This is a genomic window from Paenarthrobacter sp. 22069, assembly GCF_052046035.1.
In the GTDB taxonomy this organism is placed as follows: Bacteria; Actinomycetota; Actinomycetes; order Actinomycetales; family Micrococcaceae; genus Arthrobacter.
Genome location: NZ_JBQEQF010000016.1, coordinates 20,450 through 36,846, shown reverse-complemented (window position 1 = coordinate 36,846; position 16,397 = coordinate 20,450). Strand labels below are relative to the sequence as shown.

13 protein-coding genes, 1 pseudogene and 1 riboswitch are annotated in these 16,397 nt (G+C 65.5%); of the genes and pseudogenes, 4 read left to right on the top strand and 10 right to left on the bottom strand.

Going from position 1 to position 16,397, the window contains the following annotated elements; genetic code table 11:
* Window positions 1–1,818: pseudogene (locus tag ACTJK0_RS14125) on the bottom strand (glycine dehydrogenase (aminomethyl-transferring)); the annotation flags it as partial.
* A 177-nt stretch (window positions 1,819–1,995) separates the two neighbouring features.
* Window positions 1,996–2,093, bottom strand: a riboswitch (glycine riboswitch).
* Between the two features lie 94 nt (window positions 2,094–2,187).
* Entirely contained in the window at window positions 2,188–2,724 is a 537-nt protein-coding gene (locus tag ACTJK0_RS14120; RefSeq protein ID WP_110544055.1) for a TetR/AcrR family transcriptional regulator, read from the bottom strand.
* Window positions 2,725–2,807: 83 nt separating this feature from the next.
* Here ACTJK0_RS14120 and ACTJK0_RS14115 point away from each other — a divergent pair, with 83 nt between their 5' ends.
* Window positions 2,808–4,355, top strand: coding sequence for an MFS transporter (locus tag ACTJK0_RS14115; RefSeq protein ID WP_440745580.1), 1,548 nt, complete (start codon window positions 2,808–2,810; stop codon window positions 4,353–4,355).
* A 77-nt stretch (window positions 4,356–4,432) separates the two neighbouring features.
* Here the strand turns inward: ACTJK0_RS14115 and ACTJK0_RS14110 are convergent, their stop codons facing one another.
* Complete coding sequence (locus ACTJK0_RS14110) at window positions 4,433–4,912, bottom strand: Dps family protein (protein ID WP_043451386.1); 480 nt, start codon at window positions 4,910–4,912, stop codon at window positions 4,433–4,435.
* Window positions 4,913–5,133: 221 nt separating this feature from the next.
* On the opposite strand from ACTJK0_RS14110, the gene ACTJK0_RS14105 reads away from it, so the two are divergent.
* Entirely contained in the window at window positions 5,134–6,690 is a 1,557-nt protein-coding gene (locus tag ACTJK0_RS14105; RefSeq protein WP_440745579.1) for an APC family permease, read from the top strand.
* 77 nt (window positions 6,691–6,767) lie between these two features.
* On the opposite strand, the gene ACTJK0_RS14100 is transcribed toward ACTJK0_RS14105, so the two are convergent.
* The 7 genes from ACTJK0_RS14100 to araB form a co-directional block, all read right to left on the bottom strand.
* Complete coding sequence (locus tag ACTJK0_RS14100) at window positions 6,768–7,319, bottom strand: AMIN-like domain-containing (lipo)protein (RefSeq protein WP_110544000.1); 552 nt, start codon at window positions 7,317–7,319, stop codon at window positions 6,768–6,770.
* Between the two features lie 254 nt (window positions 7,320–7,573).
* Window positions 7,574–7,876 carry a DUF4193 domain-containing protein gene (locus ACTJK0_RS14095; RefSeq protein WP_440745578.1) on the bottom strand — a complete coding sequence of 101 codons (303 nt, stop codon included), beginning with the start codon at window positions 7,874–7,876 and terminating at the stop codon, window positions 7,574–7,576.
* A 92-nt stretch (window positions 7,877–7,968) separates the two neighbouring features.
* Window positions 7,969–8,172 carry a hypothetical protein gene (locus ACTJK0_RS14090; protein WP_110544057.1) on the bottom strand — a complete coding sequence of 68 codons (204 nt, stop codon included), beginning with the start codon at window positions 8,170–8,172 and terminating at the stop codon, window positions 7,969–7,971.
* A 76-nt stretch (window positions 8,173–8,248) separates the two neighbouring features.
* Complete coding sequence (locus tag ACTJK0_RS14085) at window positions 8,249–9,265, bottom strand: LacI family DNA-binding transcriptional regulator (RefSeq protein WP_110544001.1); 1,017 nt, start codon at window positions 9,263–9,265, stop codon at window positions 8,249–8,251.
* Window positions 9,266–9,318: 53 nt separating this feature from the next.
* Window positions 9,319–10,839 (bottom strand): L-arabinose isomerase, encoded by a 1,521-nt coding sequence (araA, locus tag ACTJK0_RS14080; protein WP_110544003.1) that lies wholly within the window; start codon window positions 10,837–10,839, stop codon window positions 9,319–9,321.
* 62 nt (window positions 10,840–10,901) lie between these two features.
* Window positions 10,902–11,630: an L-ribulose-5-phosphate 4-epimerase gene (locus tag ACTJK0_RS14075; protein ID WP_110544004.1), complete on the bottom strand. Its 729-nt coding sequence runs from the start codon at window positions 11,628–11,630 to the stop codon at window positions 10,902–10,904.
* Window positions 11,627–13,375 (bottom strand): ribulokinase, encoded by a 1,749-nt coding sequence (gene araB / locus ACTJK0_RS14070; protein WP_110544006.1) that lies wholly within the window; start codon window positions 13,373–13,375, stop codon window positions 11,627–11,629. The genes ACTJK0_RS14075 and araB overlap by 4 nt, the downstream gene beginning before the upstream one ends.
* 268 nt (window positions 13,376–13,643) lie before the next feature.
* Between araB and chvE the strand changes: the two genes are divergently transcribed.
* Together chvE and mmsA are read left to right on the top strand one after the other, a co-directional pair.
* Entirely contained in the window at window positions 13,644–14,771 is a 1,128-nt protein-coding gene (gene chvE, locus ACTJK0_RS14065; protein WP_181422471.1) for a multiple monosaccharide ABC transporter substrate-binding protein, read from the top strand.
* 94 nt (window positions 14,772–14,865) lie between these two features.
* Window positions 14,866–16,395 (top strand): multiple monosaccharide ABC transporter ATP-binding protein, encoded by a 1,530-nt coding sequence (mmsA, locus tag ACTJK0_RS14060; RefSeq protein WP_110544009.1) that lies wholly within the window; start codon window positions 14,866–14,868, stop codon window positions 16,393–16,395.
* Window positions 16,396–16,397: the final 2 nt, after the last annotated feature.

Below are 16,397 nucleotides of genomic sequence, written 5' to 3'. Positions count from 1 at the left end.
GACGGCCGAGGCGGCGTTGGTGCCGTGCGCGGACGCCGGGATCAGGCAGATGTTGCGCTGCTGCTCGCCCCGGGAGTGGTGGTAGCCGCGGATCGCCAGCAGGCCCGCGAGCTCGCCCTGGGAGCCGGCGTTGGGCTGGATGGACACCTGGTCGTAGCCGGTGATCTCCGCGAGATCAGCTTCCAATCCGGCGATAAGTTCACGCCAGCCCTCGGTCTGGGAGTCCGGGGCGAACGGGTGGATGGAGGCGAACTCGGGCCAGGAGATGGCCTCCATCTCGGCGGTGGCGTTCAGCTTCATGGTGCAGGAGCCCAGCGGGATCATGGTGCGGTCCAGCGCGAGGTCCCGGTCAGAGAGCTTGCGGATGTAGCGCAGCAGCTGGGTCTCTGACCGGTGCGTGTTGAACACCGGGTGCTGCAGGTAGTCGGAGGAACGCTCGACGGCCGCCTCCAGGGCAAAGCCGTCCCCGTCGGCGACATGGGCGCCGAAGAGGTCGGCAACCTGGGCGACGATGGCCGCCGTCGTGGTTTCATCCAGGGAGATGCCCACCGTGTCGCCGTCGATGTGCCGCAGGTTGATGCCGCGCGCCTCGGCGTCGGCAATGGTGGCGGCTGCGCGTCCGGGGACCCGCACGGTCAGGGTGTCGAAGAAGCTCTGGTGCAGGACGTCCACGCCGGCATCGGCAAGCGAGGCTGCCAGGGTGCGCGCGTGGCCGTGCACCGTTCCGGCGATCGCCTTCAATCCATCGGGTCCGTGGTACACCGCGTACATGGAGGCGACGATGGCCAGGAGTGCCTGGGCGGTGCAGATGTTGGACGTGGCCTTCTCGCGGCGGATGTGCTGCTCACGGGTCTGCAGCGCCAGGCGGTAGGCCGGGACGCCGGCGTCGTCCTTGGACACGCCCACCAGGCGGCCGGGCAGTGAACGTTCCAGGCCCTTGCGGACGGCCATGTAGGCGGCGTGCGGGCCGCCGAAGAACAGGGGAACACCGAAGCGCTGGGCGGAGCCGACGGCGATGTCCGCACCCTGCTCGCCCGGAGGAGTAATCAGGGTCAGGGCCAGCAGGTCGGCGGCAACGGTGACCAGCGCGCCGCGGTCCTTGGCGGCGGCGATGACACCGGACTGGTCCCAGACGCGTCCGGAGGCGCCGGGCTGCTGCAGGACGATGCCGTTTATGTCACCTTCCGGCAGGCCCTTGGACAGGTCGGCCACCTCAACCTCGAAGCCGAGCGCCTCGGCGCGGCCCTGGACGATGGCGATGGTCTGGGGCAGCACATCGCTGTCCAGGACCGTCTTGCCGTCGGCGGCGGGTTTGGCCTTGTTGGCGCGGCGCATCAACAGCACGGCCTCGGCGACGGCCGTGGCCTCGTCCAGCAGCGACGCGTTGGCGATGGGCAGGCCCACCAGGTCCTGGACCATGGTCTGGAAGTTCAGCAGCGCCTCGAGCCGGCCCTGCGAGATCTCCGGCTGGTAGGGCGTGTAGGCCGTGTACCAGGCAGGGGATTCCAGGATGTTGCGGCGGATCACCGGCGGAGTAACGGTGTCGTAATAGCCCTGGCCGATCATCTGGACGGCGGTCTTGTTCTTCGCAGCCAGTTTGCGGAGCTCGGTGAGGACTTCCACTTCGCTGAGGGCGTCCTGCAGGCGGAGGGCGGTCTCCTGGCGGATGACCTTGGGTACTGCGGTGTCCACCAGGTTGTCGACAGTGTCGTAGCCCACGGCTTTGAGCATGGTGTCGACGTCGGCCTGGCGCCGCGCGCCGATATGGCGGTCTACGAAGGTGGTGGAGGCTGGGGAAACCGACACAAGGAACTCCATTTACTCAGGCGGCGCAGGGTACGCCACAGCTATTCGGGTTCCTCCCCGCTCTGTATTGGACCTGAGAGTTTCCGCGTCCCCTGCCTGGGCAGGACCCGCTTGCACCGTCGGTGAGCACAACAGCCTTTGGCCCCTCTCTGGGAGGAAGGATGACTGCCTGCTGCTTTCCAGAGGCGCCTCGCCGCGGCGGTACAGGGGCCTGCGAGATTCCTGGGGAGGATTTGCTCCTACGGCGCCTGCCTGTACTTCCGGCAGAACTCTCCCGCCGCAGATCAAAGGCTATTAAGTTGTGGGTTTATGACGGCCGGCGACAGCCCTCACAACTTTCCATTGTCCTACGGGGCAGGCCTTCCCGGCAAATGCCGCAGCCTACCTGCGGAGCCGTTCCAGCGCGGCCAGCAGTTCCCCGACATCGGCCGCCCCTCCCCCCTCCGGCGCGGGCGCTACGGACAGCATGGCGTTGAAATACAGCCCGTCACCCATGTAGAGGACGGCCTTGGCCAGGCCCGGCCCCACGTCGGCCGCGATCTCATCCAGCCAGCGCTGCTGGATGGCCGCGAAACGGCGGCGCGTCTCTTCGTGCGCCACTTCGGCGAGTCGGGTGGCAGCCACGATGGCGCGGTCCAGGGGGGTGTCGGCCCAGACGGAAGAACGGATGAAGTATGCCGCAGCGCCTTCGCTGGCCGAGGCCATGGCATCGGCGTCGGCCGTGGCCAGCCCTTCCAGCCGGTCAAGCAGCACGGCGATGAGCGCTTCCTTGTTCGGAAAGTGGTACAGGAGGCCACCCTTCGACACCCCGGCCTTTCGCGCCACGGCGTCGAGGGTCGCAGCCCGCTCCCCCACTTCGATCAGCAGGGACTCGAAGGCGTCAAGGACCGCGTCACGGGCTACAGGCTTTCGGGGCATGCCTCCCATCATGCCCGGCTTACCGCAGGAACGCGGAATATCGGCAGTTTCAAACTATACCGTCTGGACGGTATAGTTATCGCATGACGACGACCGCACCCACTCCCCCGGCGGCTACCGCCGCGCGTTCCCGGCGGCGCGATTGGGCCGCCTTGGGGCTGCTGATGTTTCCGGTACTGCTGGTGGCAGTGGACAACACGGCCCTGACTTTCGCCCTGCCGGCCATTGCCCGCGCCCTGGACCCGTCCGGCGTGCAGCTGCTGTGGATCATCGACGCCTACCCGCTGGTGCTGGCCGGGCTGCTTGTATCCATGGGAAGCCTGGGCGATCGGATCGGGCGGCGGAGGCTGTTGATCATTGGCAGCCTGGGCTTCGCCGCGCTTTCAGCCGCGACGGCCTTTGCACCCACGCCCGAGTGGCTGATTGCCGGCCGGGCAGCCCTGGGATTCTTTGGTGCCATGCTGATGCCGTCCACGCTGTCGCTGATCCGGAACATCTTCCCGGAGCCCAACCGCAGGCGGCTTGCGGTTGCCATCTGGGCCGCTGGATTCTCGGGCGGCGCGGCCCTGGGGCCGATCTTCGGCGGATGGCTGGTGGAGCACTTCTGGTGGGGTGCCGTGTTCCTGGTGGCAGTCCCCCTCATGCTCCCCCTGCTGGCGGGTGGACCGGCCCTCATTCCGGAATCGAAGGACCCGGCCCCGGGGAGGGTGGATGTTCCCAGCATCCTGCTCTCCATGCTGGTCATGGTTCCCGTGGTCTACGGCATCAAGGCGGTGGCCACGGAAGGTCCCGGCGCAGCCGGGATAGGCAGCATCCTCTTCGGCCTGGCCATGGGCGTCGCGTTTGTCCGTCGCCAGCACCGGCTGGAGCACCCCCTGCTTGACATGTCACTGTTCCGGAACAAAGTGTTCAGCATGGCCATCAGCGCCAACATCCTCGCCCTGTTCTCCTTCAACGGCTTCATCCTGTTCCTGGCCCAGCATCTCCAGCTGCTGGAAGGGATGACCCCGTCCGCGGCCGGCGTCGCCATGATTCCGGCACTGGCGGCCACGGTGGTCTCCGGATTGATCGTGGTTCCCCTGGTTCGCAAGGTGCGTCCCGGGGCAGTGGTGGCGGCAGGGCTCGCTTTCAGCGCGGCGGGCTACAGCATGGTGACGTTCGGGAACCACGACGGCGGGCCCTCGCTGCTGCTGGCGGCCCTGCTGGTCCTGGCGCTGGGTGTGGGTACGGCGGAAACAATCTCCAACGACCTCATCCTCGGCTCAGCGCCACCGGAGAAATCCGGGGCGGCTGCAGCGATCTCGGAAACGGGCTATGAGGTGGGATCCCTGTTGGGGACGGCGGTGCTCGGTTCCATCCTGACGGCCTCCTACCAGCAGAACCTGCGGCTGCCGGCAGGGGTGGACGGAATACTGCCGGGTCCCGGCCTGCACAACGCCAGGGAAACGCTGGCCGGGGCGGTTGAAGCAGCAGCCAGCCTTCCCGCTCCGCTGGCACAGCTCACCAGGGACGCCGCGGCCGCCGCCTTCGACTCCGGCGTCCACATCACTGCGGCGATTGCGCTGGTCCTGATGGCGGCGGCGGCAGTCCTGGCCGCCGTCGTCCTTCGCAGGGTGCCGAAAGCGTCCTAGGGGCGGGCACGAAAAAGGCGCCCCTTGCAGGGGATCCCCCTGCAAAGGGCGCCAAGCCAATGGCGGGTGGCGGCCGGCTACTTGGAGTCGGCGGCGGTTACCTTCGCGGTCGGCTTCATGTTTTCCGCCTGCACCATCCAGGCGAACTGCTCCAGCCGGGCAATGAACTCGTGCAGCAGGTCAGCCGACGTGGGGTCTTCCTCATCCACTTCGTCATGGACTTTACGCATGGTGCCTACGGCGGCCTCCATGGCGGCGACAATCCGTTCAATGGCGTCCGTGGTGCTGATCAGCCCGTCGGGGAACTGGGCCAGGCTGGTGGTTTCAGCGACGGTGGAGCTGCGGCCGTCGGGAAGAGCGTGCAGGGCGCGCATGCGTTCGGCTGTATCGTCCGCGAACTGGCGGGCGGCGTCGACGATCTCATCAAGCTGCAGGTGAAGGTCGCGGAAGTTGGTGCCCACGATGTTCCAGTGCGCCTGCTTGCCCTGTACGTGGAGCTCGATCAGGTCAGCAAGTACGGCCTGCAGGTTGTTGGTCAGTGTCGGTGAAGCTTTCATGCGTCCTCCTCTGGTGGTCCAATAAGGCAGACGCTACCAGCGATGGATGCGGTGGCGGCAGGGTCTCCGCCAATTTCTCAGTGAGCTTACTAATTTTGAAAATGAGTCATAAACGAATGTGATTCATATTTCATCTTGCATCCGCCGCCCGGCACCCCCATACTAAATGAACGCCATTCATATAGTGACCTCCGTCTCACAGCCTTCCAGAAAGTGGTGCCATGACAGAGACAATCCGCACCAGTACGGCCAAACCCGGTCCGCACGCCCACGCCCCCTCCCCGGACGGCGTCAGCGCCAAGGGACTCAAGGGCGGGCAGCTCGGGCTCCTCGCCGTCGTCGTCCTGGGCATTTCAACTATCGCCCCCGCCTATACCCTCACCAGCGCACTGGGACCCACCGTCAACGAAGCCGGTCTCCAGCTGCCCGTCATCTTCCTGATCGGGTTCATTCCGATGATCCTGGTTTCGCTCGCCTACCGGGAGCTCAACGCTGACTCCCCGGACAGCGGAACCACCTTCACGTGGGTAACCAAAGCCTTTGGACCCTGGATCGGCTGGATGGGCGGTTGGGGCCTGCTGGCCGCCAACATCATCGTACTGTCCAACCTGGCCGGCGTCGCCGTCGACTTCTTCTACCTCTTCCTGTCGCAGCTCACCGGCTCCGCCGAACTGGCTGACCTGGCGGACAACAAAGCCCTGAACGTCGTGACCTGCTTCGTCTTCGTGGCGCTGGCCGTTTGGGTCAGCTACCGCGGCCTGCACACCACCAAGCTGGTGCAGTACAGCCTGGTGGGCTTCCAACTGCTGGTGCTGGGCCTGTTCGTCGCCATGGCCTTCGCCAACTGGTCCAGCTCCGAAACGGCCATCCCGTTCAGCTGGGACTGGTTCGATGTCACCAAGATCGAGACCTTCGGCCAGATCGCGGCCGGCATCTCGCTGTCCATCTTCGTGTACTGGGGCTGGGACGTCTGCCTCACCGTCAACGAGGAAACGGCCAATGGCAAGAAGACCGCCGGAGTGGCCGGCACCCTGACCGCCGTCATCGTCCTGGCCATCTACCTCCTGGTGAGCATCGCCACCATGATGTTCGCCGGCGTCGGCGATACCGGCAACGGCCTGAACAACGCGGAAAACCACGAGAACATCTTCACGGCGCTGGCCTCACCCATCATGGGGCCGTTCGCGATCCTGATGTCCCTCGCCGTACTCTCCAGCTCCGCCGCATCGCTGCAGTCCACCTTCATGTCACCGTCCCGAAGCCTCCTGGCCATGGCACACTACGGCGCCCTGCCGGAGCCGTTCAGCCGGATCAGCAAGAAGTTCTCGACGCCGGGCTTCGCCACCATCGCCGCCGGCGTGATGTCCGCGGGGTTCTACGCGGTGATGCACGTGGTCAGCGAAAACGTCCTGAATGACACCATCCTGGCCCTGGGCCTGATGATCTGCTTCTACTACGGGCTTACCGCCCTGGCCTGCACCTGGTACTTCCGCCACAGCCTGTTCAGCAGCGCGCGGCACTTCCTGCTCCGGCTCGTGTGCCCGGTGGTGGGCGGCGTGGGACTGTTCGTGGTGTTCGTCCAGACCGCCATCGACAGCCTGGCACCCGAGTTCGGCAGCGGTTCCGAGATCTTCGGCGTGGGGCTGGTGTTCATCCTCGGCATCGGAATCCTGGCCCTGGGCGCCGTCGTCATGCTGGTCATGTCACGCACCCACCCCGGATTCTTCCGGGGCGACACCCTCAAGAAGGACACCCCCGCCCTGGTGGTTCCGGAATAAACCTGGTGGTTCCGGACTAGGAAGCCCCTGAGCACAAAAAAAGGTGCCGTGCCCCATNGGCACGGCACCTTTTGCTTTCACCAGTAGTGCGCGACGTCGACCACCAGCCGGGAGCCCGCCCCGGGTCCGTCCAGCGTGAACACGCGGAACGGCAGCCGGGCACGCACGCCCAGGCCGATGGTTGTCTGGCCCTCGAAGCTTCCTGCCCAAACCACCTGGCGGAAGGTCTGGTATCCCGAAACGTTGGAGAGCTCTGCCTTGTCGGCAGGGGCGTAGGTGGACTGCCCGTTGTTATCATAGGCCGGCGCCTTGACGACGACCTGGAGCCGGGCGCCGCCCCGCGTGGGCACTACTGCCCCGGACCCGTCCTGGATCACCTGTCCTACGTAGCGGACGCTGTAGCCGGGTGCGGGCATGCCGCCCAGGTCGACCACCAGCCGGTCGAAGCAGTAATGCTGCCCGGTCCGGACGTTGGTTACGGGCGCGCCGCTCATGGCGCCGTCCGTCTTCATCAGCGAACCCCAGGTGAGTCCGCAGTATGGCGTGGCGGCCGAGGCGGGCCCCGTAACCACCAAACCCAGGCCTGCAGCAAGGAAAATTACCGCAAGCCAGATGGCGATTTTCTTCATAAATGTGCCACCCAAAGAAGGAGCGATTGGATAGCTTCAGGGTAGGACTCCCGGGGCGGCAGCGGGCGGTTTGTGGCCTCTTCGGGGCGCAACCGTTAATCTGTGCGGGCAACCATAAAGGCCGGGTAAAACATGGGTCCAGGCGGTGCCATTCTTTACCCTTTCGGCATGGTCCCTGCACCTCACCGTTACCGGTCATAACAGCGCCGGCCACCTCCAGGAGGTGGCCGGCGCATGGAAAATCAGGAAGGAGCTTAGCCTTCGCAGTCGCGGCAGTACTTCAGGCCGTCCCTTTCGCGGGCAACCTGGGAGCGGTGGCGGACCAGGAAGCACGACGAGCAGGTGAACTCGTCGGACTGCTCCGGAACCACAATGACGGTCAGTTCCTCGTTGGACAGGTCGGCGCCGGGGAGGTCGATACCTTCAGCGGTGTCGTTCTCGTCGACATCGATGACCGCGGTCTGCGCGTTGCCGCTCCGGGACGCCTGGAGTGCCTCAAGAGAGTCAGCGGGCGACTCTTCCTCCTGCTTGCGTGGAGCATCGTAATCGGTAGCCATAGCGTGTTCACTTTCGTTGCTGCGCAGCGCCATTTCAGGCACCTCAGTGCAGCAGTTTAGGGCATGATCCCGCTACCGGCGCAATAGTGTGGTCAAGCAGACACATCCCCGGTTGCAGGCCCTGACCGCAGGTGCTCGGAGCGGGCCACGTCGGCTCCGATCGACACACCGCTCAGGGCAGGCAGCCAACCCCAGCGGGTGGCATCGGCCGTGGCGCCGGCGGCCTGGGACTCTGACTCGTAGGTGAAAGTATCCAGGGCCCAGTCGCGGAGCCGGGTAAGCAGGGTTGCCGTCATGCCTGAAACGTACGCAGGCATTGTTGTGGCCACGTTTCGTGGCGGTCTCCCCCGGATTAACTCTCCCGTGGTTGGGTCAGCGGGCCGGCGGCGCCGTGCTGCTGCGCAGGACGAGTTCGGGTTCCACCACCAGCGTCCGCGGCTCCTCCACGCCATCCAGCGCCGTGAGCATCATCTGCATGCACTGCCGGCCAAGTTCTTCAAAGTCCTGCCGCACCACCGTCAGCGGCGGGCTGAAATAGCCGGCTTCCGGCTGGTCGTCGAAGCCCACCACCGACACGTCCTGCGGAACCCTGATGCCGGCTTCGTTCAACGCGCACAGGACCCCCAGCGCCATCTGGTCGTTGGCCACGAAAACTGCGGTGGCGCTTCGGGCAGCAGCAAGCCGCCGGCCGATCCTGTAACCGCTGCCGGCGCTCCAGTCACCCTCGGTGACAAGGTCGGCGGCAAGCCCCGCAGACTCCAGGGTGGACCGCCAGCCGTCAGCGCGGGCCACGGCGTCGATCCAGTCCTGGGGTCCCGCCACGTGCCCGATCCGGACATGCCCCTGCCCGATGAGGTGCCGCACGGCCAGTTCGGCGCCGCGGCGCTGGTCCACCCTGACCCCGCCCACGGTGTCGTTTCCGTCCGGCCCCACGGCGACTACCGGCACTCCGATGGGAAGTTCCGCGAGCGCGGCCAGCGTGGCCAGGTGCGGCACGATCACCACGATCCCGTCCACCGACTGGTCCAGGAAATGACCCACGGCGTCCAGGATCGCGTCACGGTGGACCTCCCGCAGCGCAGCGACGCTCACGAAGTAGCCCGCGTCCCGTGCAGCGCGTTCCACCCCCAGCAGCGTATTGGCGGGACCGTAGTGCGAGAGCTCGCTGCCCAGGACTCCGATGGTCTGCGAGCGCCGGGTAACCAGGCTCCTGGCTGCGGTGTTGCGGCGGTACCCCAGCTCCAGGATCGCCGCTTCCACCCTTTCCCGGGTGGTCGGGCTGACGTTGGGATGCCGGTTGACCACCCGGGATACCGTCTGGTGCGAGACCCCGGCCAGCCCTGCCACGTCCTCAAGCCTCGGCAGCCGGCGCTGCCCGCCAGGGGTCACAGGGGTCTTTCCCGTGGCCGCCGCGGGCGCCCCGTCCTCAGCCGCGCCACGGGTCAGATGCCGCCGGCCAGTTTGTAGTAGGCAGCGTTCCAGTTCAGGTCCTTCTTGAACTGGCGGATGGTGGTGCCTTCGTCGATGGTGAGCAGTTCCGTCTTGGCGATCTCGGCGAAGTCCTCGAACACGTCCATGCCCACCTGGGTGGAGAGCACAGTGTGGTGGGCGGCGCCGGCGGTGAGCCAGGCGGCGGCGGAGGTGGCGAAGTCCGGTTTCGGCTCCCACAGGGCGCGGGCCACGGGCAGGTTGGGCAGCGGCTGGTCCAGGGGGACGACGTCGACGGCGTTGGCCACCAGGCGGAAACGGTCCCGCATGTCGGACAGGGCGACCACGACACCCGGGGAGGCATCGGCGTCGAACACCAGCCGGACCGGGTCTTCCTTGCCTCCGATGCCCAGCGGGTGGATTTCCAGCCGCGGCTTCGCTGCCGTGAGGGACGGGCAGACTTCGAGCATGTGCGCGCCGAGGATCTTCTCAGACCCGGGTTCCAGGTGGTAGGTGTAGTCCTCCATCAGGGAGGCGCCGCCGGGCAGGCCGGCACCCATCACCTTCGCGGCGCGGACCAGGATGGCGGTCTTCCAGTCGCCCTCGGCGCCGAACCCGTACCCGGCGGCCATGAGCCGCTGCACGGCCAGGCCGGGAAGCTGCCGGAGCGCGCCGAGGTCCTCGAAGGACGTGGTGAACGCGGCGGAGCCGTTCCCTTCGAGGAAGGACCGCAGGCCCAGTTCGATCCGGGCGCCGTAGCGCAGGGAGTCGTGCCGGGCCGCGCCTGCGCGGAGCTCCGGCACCACGTCGTACAGGTCCTCGTACTCGGCCACCAGGGCATCGACGTCGGCCTCCGCCGCGCCGTGCACGGCGTCGGCGAGCTCGTTGACGGACCAGGTGTTGACCGCGACGCCGAAGCGCAGCTCGGCCTCTGTCTTGTCGCCCTCGGTGACGGCCACGTTGCGCATGTTGTCGCCGAAGCGGGTCAGTTTCAGGGTGCGGATGGCGGCCCACCCTGCGGCGGCCCGCTGCCAGGACCCGACCTGGCGTGCAACCTCGGGGTTGGAGACGTGCCCGACGACGGTCTTCCGGGCGATGCCGAGGCGGGACTGGATGTATCCGAACTCGCGGTCACCGTGCGCGGCCTGGTTCAGGTTCATGAAATCGAAGTCGATGTCCGCCCACGGCAGGTCGCGGTTGGCCTGGGTGTGCAGGTGCAGCAACGGCTTGCGCAGCAGGTCCAGGCCCGAGATCCACATCTTCGCCGGACTGAACGTGTGCATCCACGCGGTCACGCCGATGACCGAGTCATCCGCGTTGGCCTCCAGAGCGGTGCGGCGGATGGCATCCGAGTCGGTCAGGACCGGCTTCCACACGATCTTGACCGGAACCGCGGAGGACGCATTGAGCTGGTTCGCGATCTCCTGTGACTGCGCGGCCACCTGCTTGAGGACCTCCTCACCATAAAGGTGCTGGCTGCCGGTAAGGAACCAGACCTCGTAGCCGTCGAGGGAGGTGTTTGCTGCGGTACTCATGATTCTCCTGGAAAGTTTCGGGGGCCGGTTATTGGCCTGTGTCTTCTAGCTGCCTGTGCTTTTTATTGGCCGTAGACGTTCTGGTAGCGGGCGTAAAGGGAGTCGATGGAGTCCTGGGACATGGGCAGCGGGTCACCCAGTTGCCGGGAAATGTGGACGGTGCGCGCCACTTCCTCGCACATCACGGCGGCTTTCACCGCGGACCGGGCGTCCTTGCCGATGGTGAACGGACCGTGGTTCTGCATCAGGACCGCCGGCGAATTGGAGTTCTTCAGCGTCTCCACGATCCCGTGCCCAATCGAGTCGTCGCCGATCAGCGCGAAAGGGCCCACCGGAATCTCGCCGCCGAACTCGTCCCCCATCATGGTCAGCACGCAAGGGATCGCCTCCCCCCGGGCCGCCCACGCCGTGGCATAGGTGGAGTGCGTGTGCACCACCCCGCCCACCTCGGGCATGTGCCGGTAGACGTAGGCATGCGCGGCGGTATCGGACGACGGCGACAGCGGCGGATTCCCCCAGTCGACGGTCCCGCCTCCACCAAGGTTGGTGCCCCGGACGGGGGTGCCGTGCAGGTCGGTCACGATCATCTGCTCCGCAGTCAGGTCCTGATAGGAGACTCCGGAGGGCTTGATGACCATGAGGTCGGTGCCCGGCACCCGGGCAGAGACGTTGCCCGCGGTCCACACCACCAGTTCGTACCGGGTCAGCTCGGCGTGCAGCGCACACACTTCCGCGCGGATCCTTGCAATGGTTTCCAGGATGACCGTTTCAGCTCCGGTTCCGGCGCTCATGCGGACACCTCCACGGCAGACTGGCCGGAACCCAGGAGCGAGCCGGACGCCCGTCGCTGAATGGCCTTGAGCCGGTGCATCATGTCATTGCCGCCGCGGCCGAAGTAGTCGTGCAGGGCCTTGTACTCCTGGAACAGTTCCTCATAGGCGGCCACGTTTTCCGGGATAGGGGTATAAACCTCGCCGGGCTCGGCACCCATGGCTGCGGCGGCTTCGCGGATGTCCGCATATTCACCGGCGGCCACGGCGGCGTGGATCGCCGATCCCAGGGCCGGGCCCTGCTCCGAGCCGATGGTAGAGAGCTGCAAACCGGTGGCGTCCGCATAGATCTGCATCAGGAGCCTGTTCTTGAGCAGGCCGCCGGCCACGATGAATTCCTTGACCGGCACACCGGCTTCGCGGAAGGCGTCCACGATGGTGCGGGTCCCGAACGCGGTGGCTTCCAGCAGCGCACGGTAGGTGTCCTCGGGCCGGGTGGCCAGGGTCTGGCCCACCACGATGCCCGAAAGCTCATGGTCCACCAGGACCGAGCGGTTCCCCGAGTGCCAGTCCAGGGCGATGAGCCCGTGTTCCCCAATCGCCTGCCGGGATGCCAGTTCGGTCAGGTACTCGTGGATCCCCAGTCCGGCCTCCCTGGCCGCCTGGTGGTATTCGGGCGGGACCCCGTACTTGGTGAACCAGCCGAAGATGTCCCCCACCCCTGACTGGCCGGCCTCGTAGCCCCACATTCCCGGCACGATGCCGCCGTCCACGGCCCCGCACATTCCCGGCACTTCGCGCAGCTCAGTGCCGTTCATGACATGGCAGGTGGAGGTGCCCATGATGGCCACCAGCTGGCCGGCGTCCACAGCCTTCGCCGCGGGGGCAGTCACATGCGCATCAACGTTTCCCACCGCCACGGCGATGCCCTCAGGCAGCCCCGTCCAGGCCGCGGCCTCCGCCGTGAGGCTGCCGGCGGCATCGCCCAACCGACCGATGGTGTGCTCCAGCTTGGAGCTGACAAAGTCCTTGAAGTCGGGGTTCAGGGCCGCCAGGAAATCCTCCGACGGATACCGGCCGTCCTGGTAGATGCCCTTGTAGCCGGCGGTGCAGGCGTTCCGGACGTACCGGCCGCAGAGCTGCCAGACGATCCAGTCCGCAGCCTCCACCCAGTGGTCCATCTCGGCGTAGGCCTCGGGGTCTTCCTCCAGCAGCTGCAGCCCCTTGGCGAACTCCCACTCCGAGGAAATCAGACCTCCGTAGCGCGGAAGCCAGTCCTCGCCCCGTTCGGCGGCGAGCCGGTTGATCCGGTCGGCCTGCCCCTGGGCGGCATGGTGGCGCCACAGCTTCACATAGGCGTGCGGCCGGTTCCCGAACCCAGCCACTTCGTTCAGCGGCGTACCGTCGGCTTTTACGGGCACCATGGTGCACGCGGTGAAGTCGGTGGCAATTCCGACGACGGCGGCCGGGTCGATCCCTGCGTCGGCCACCGCGGCGGGGACTGCGGTGCGCAGGACCTCCCGGTAGTCGTTGGGAACCTGAAGCGCCCACTCCCCGGGAAGCCGTGCGCCGTCGTCGCCCGCCACGTCCCGCGGCAGTGAACCGGTCACCACGGCGTGGGGATACTCATGGACGGCGCTGCCGAGTTCCTTGCCGTCACGGACCCGAACCACTACGGCACGGCCTGAAAGGGTTCCGTAGTCCACCCCGATGACGCAATGGTCGGGGCGGGGCTCGGAGCTGGAAGTGAACAACGCGTCTGGCATGTGGTTGCCTCCGTCCCGGGAGGCAACGGCCTCATTACCGGGGTTGTAGGGGTCGGGGTCAAGCTAAGTGCTGCAGTAAGTGTGAACGCTAACAACAAAGAAGTCAATGAACCTGCAACAGTTTGGAACATTCTGGGAGCCTGCTCTTGTTAGCGTTCACAAATCAGTCTATATTGAACCGACACATCAACCATGTGGCCAGGACCACGAGCATCGCTGCTTTCAGGTCCAACAACACTTCGCGGCAGTGCTGCCGCGGAAGGAGATTATGGTGAGAATCAAAAAACTCATGGGCGCGGTGGCCCTTGTCCTCGCCCTGACGGTGGGCGCCACCGGTTGCGGCGCCCGCGGCGGAGCCAGTGAGTCCAGCGGTACGGCGAAGCCAAGCGATTCACTGGTTGGCATCTCGATGCCCACGCAGACGTCCGAGCGCTGGATTGCCGACGGCGCCAACGTGGAAAAGTCCCTGAAGGACCTCGGGTACAAGACTGACCTCCAGTTCGCCAACGACGACATCCCCACCCAGGTGTCGCAGATTGAGAACATGCTGACCAAGGGCGCCAAGGCCCTGATCATCGCCGCCATCGACGGCACCACCCTGACCGACGTCCTGGCCAAGGCCAAGGAGCAGAACGTCAAGGTCATCGCATACGACCGCCTCATCAACGGCACGGCGAACGTGGACTACTACACCACCTTCGACAACTACACGGTGGGTGTCCAGCAGGCCACGTCGCTGCTGACCGGCCTGGGCCTCCTCGATGCCAGCGGCAAGAAGGTGGAGGGCAAGGGCCCCTTCAACGTCGAACTTTTCGCCGGCAGCCCCGACGACAACAACGCCAACTTCTTCTGGACCGGCGCCATGGACACCCTGAAGCCGTTCATGGATGCCGGCACCCTGAAGGTCCCCAGCGGCCAGACCAAGTTTGAGCAGGCCGCAATCCTGCGGTGGCAGGCACCCGTGGCGCAGAAGCGCATGGAGGACATCATCACCTCCGCCTACAGCTCCGGCACCAAGCTGAACGGTGTGCTCTCCCCGTACGACGGCCTGTCCATCGGCATTATCTCGGCCCTCACCAGCACCGGCGGCTACGCCAAGGGAAGCCTGCCCGTGGTCACTGGCCAGGATGCTGAGAAGGGCTCCGTCAAGTCCATCATCGCCGGCGAGCAGTACTCAACCATCTTCAAGGACACGCGCCAGCTCGGCGCGCAGGCGGTCAAGATGGTTGACGCTGTCCTCAAGGGCCAGGAACCGGAAACCAATGACACCAAGACCTACAACAACAAGGTCAAAGTTGTTCCGGCCTTCCTGCTGAAGTCCGTGATCATCACCAAGGACAACTACAAGAAGGAACTGATCGACTCGGGTTACTACAGCGACGCCGACGTCAAGTAGTCGGTGTCTGTGGCTGTGGCCGGANCCACAGCCCTCCCGCAGCCTCCTGCAGCAGCAGCAAGGCCAAGCTTCGACCAGTCAGTGGGAATTGACGATGAACACACCCATTCTTCAGATGCGAGGAATCACCAAGACGTTTCCCGGCGTGAAGGCGCTGCAGGACGTCACCCTGGATGTAAACCGTGGAGAAGTCCACGCCATCTGCGGAGAAAACGGAGCCGGCAAATCAACCCTCATGAAGGTGTTGTCCGGCGTCTATCCACACAACACCTTCGAGGGGGACATCCTCTTCGAGAACGAGGCCTGCAACTTCTCCAGCATTTCGGACAGCGAAAAGCGCGGAATCGTGATCATCCACCAGGAACTGGCACTGAGCCCGTTCCTGTCAATCGCCGAGAACATCTACCTCGGGAACGAACAGGCCACCAACGGATGGGTGGACTGGCGCAAGACGAACCTGGAGGCAGCAAAGCTGCTGGCCCGCGTGGGCCTGGACGAAAACCCGGTCACGCCGGTGCAGCACATCAGCGTGGGCAAGCAGCAGTTGGTGGAAATCGCCAAGGCGCTCTCCAAGGAAGTGAAGCTGCTGATCCTGGACGAGCCCACGGCCGCGCTCAACGACGAGGATTCCAGCCACCTGCTGGACCTGATCCTCCACTTGAAGGGCCAAGGCGTCACCAGCATCATCATCAGCCACAAACTCAACGAAATCCGCAAGGTGGCCGACGCCGTCACCATCATCCGCGACGGCAGGACCATCGAGACCCTGCGCCTCGACGAAGGCCAGATCACCCAGGAACGGATCATCCGCGGGATGGTGGGCAGGGACCTGGAGAGCCTCTACCCGGACCGCGAGCCGAACATCGGCGCAGAAGTCCTTCGGATTGAGGACTGGTCCGTGCGCCACCCCCAGGACCACACCCGCATGGTGGTCAACAATGCCAACCTGCACGTCAGGAAAGGCGAAGTGGTGGGCCTGGCCGGCCTCATGGGCGCCGGGCGCACCGAACTTGCCATGAGCGTCTTCGGCCGCACCTACGGCACCGCCACCTCAGGCAAGGTCTACAAATACGGCGAGGAAATCAACACCGCCACCGTCTCCGACGCCATCCGGCACGGCATCGCGTACGCCACGGAGGACCGCAAGCATTATGGCCTGAACCTCATCGAGGACATCAAGCGCAACATCTCCCTTGCGGCGCTGGGCAAGCTCGCCAAACGCGGTTTTGTAGACAAGAACCAGGAAACCGTCGTGGCCAACGGCTACCGGAAGAGCATGAACATCAAGGCGCCTTCGGTTGCCGCCATTACCGGAAAGCTTTCCGGCGGCAACCAGCAAAAGGTGGTGCTGAGCAAATGGATGTTCTCAGATCCTGACGTGCTCATCCTCGACGAACCCACCCGCGGGATCGATGTCGGCGCCAAATACGAGATCTACACGATCATCGCCAAACTCGCGGCCGAAGGAAAAGCGGTGATCGTCATTTCCTCGGAGCTTCCCGAGCTCCTGGGAATCTGCGACCGCATCTACACCCTCGCGGCCGGCCACATCACTGGTGAAGTTCCCATCGCCGAGGCCACCCAGGAAACCCTGATGCACTACATGACCAAAGAGAAGGAATAGCG

What these genes read in the sequence shown, in the direction of transcription:
- araB (WP_110544006.1), bottom strand. Translation starts at nt 13,375, where the DNA reads ATGCCAGACGCGTTGTTCACTTCCAGCTCCGAGCCCCGCCCCGACCAT.
- araA (WP_110544003.1), bottom strand. Translation starts at nt 10,839, where the DNA reads ATGAGTACCGCAGCAAACACCTCCCTCGACGGCTACGAGGTCTGGTTC.
- ACTJK0_RS14095 (WP_440745578.1), bottom strand. Translation starts at nt 7,876, where the DNA reads ATGGCTACCGATTACGATGCTCCACGCAAGCAGGAGGAAGAGTCGCCC.
- ACTJK0_RS14120 (WP_110544055.1), bottom strand. Translation starts at nt 2,724, where the DNA reads ATGCCCCGAAAGCCTGTAGCCCGTGACGCGGTCCTTGACGCCTTCGAG.
- chvE (WP_181422471.1), top strand. Translation starts at nt 13,644, where the DNA reads ATGGTGAGAATCAAAAAACTCATGGGCGCGGTGGCCCTTGTCCTCGCC.
- ACTJK0_RS14110 (WP_043451386.1), bottom strand. Translation starts at nt 4,912, where the DNA reads ATGAAAGCTTCACCGACACTGACCAACAACCTGCAGGCCGTACTTGCT.
- ACTJK0_RS14100 (WP_110544000.1), bottom strand. Translation starts at nt 7,319, where the DNA reads ATGAAGAAAATCGCCATCTGGCTTGCGGTAATTTTCCTTGCTGCAGGC.
- ACTJK0_RS14105 (WP_440745579.1), top strand. Translation starts at nt 5,134, where the DNA reads ATGACAGAGACAATCCGCACCAGTACGGCCAAACCCGGTCCGCACGCC.
- ACTJK0_RS14115 (WP_440745580.1), top strand. Translation starts at nt 2,808, where the DNA reads ATGACGACGACCGCACCCACTCCCCCGGCGGCTACCGCCGCGCGTTCC.
- ACTJK0_RS14090 (WP_110544057.1), bottom strand. Translation starts at nt 8,172, where the DNA reads ATGACGGCAACCCTGCTTACCCGGCTCCGCGACTGGGCCCTGGATACT.
- mmsA (WP_110544009.1), top strand. Translation starts at nt 14,866, where the DNA reads ATGAACACACCCATTCTTCAGATGCGAGGAATCACCAAGACGTTTCCC.
- ACTJK0_RS14075 (WP_110544004.1), bottom strand. Translation starts at nt 11,630, where the DNA reads ATGAGCGCCGGAACCGGAGCTGAAACGGTCATCCTGGAAACCATTGCA.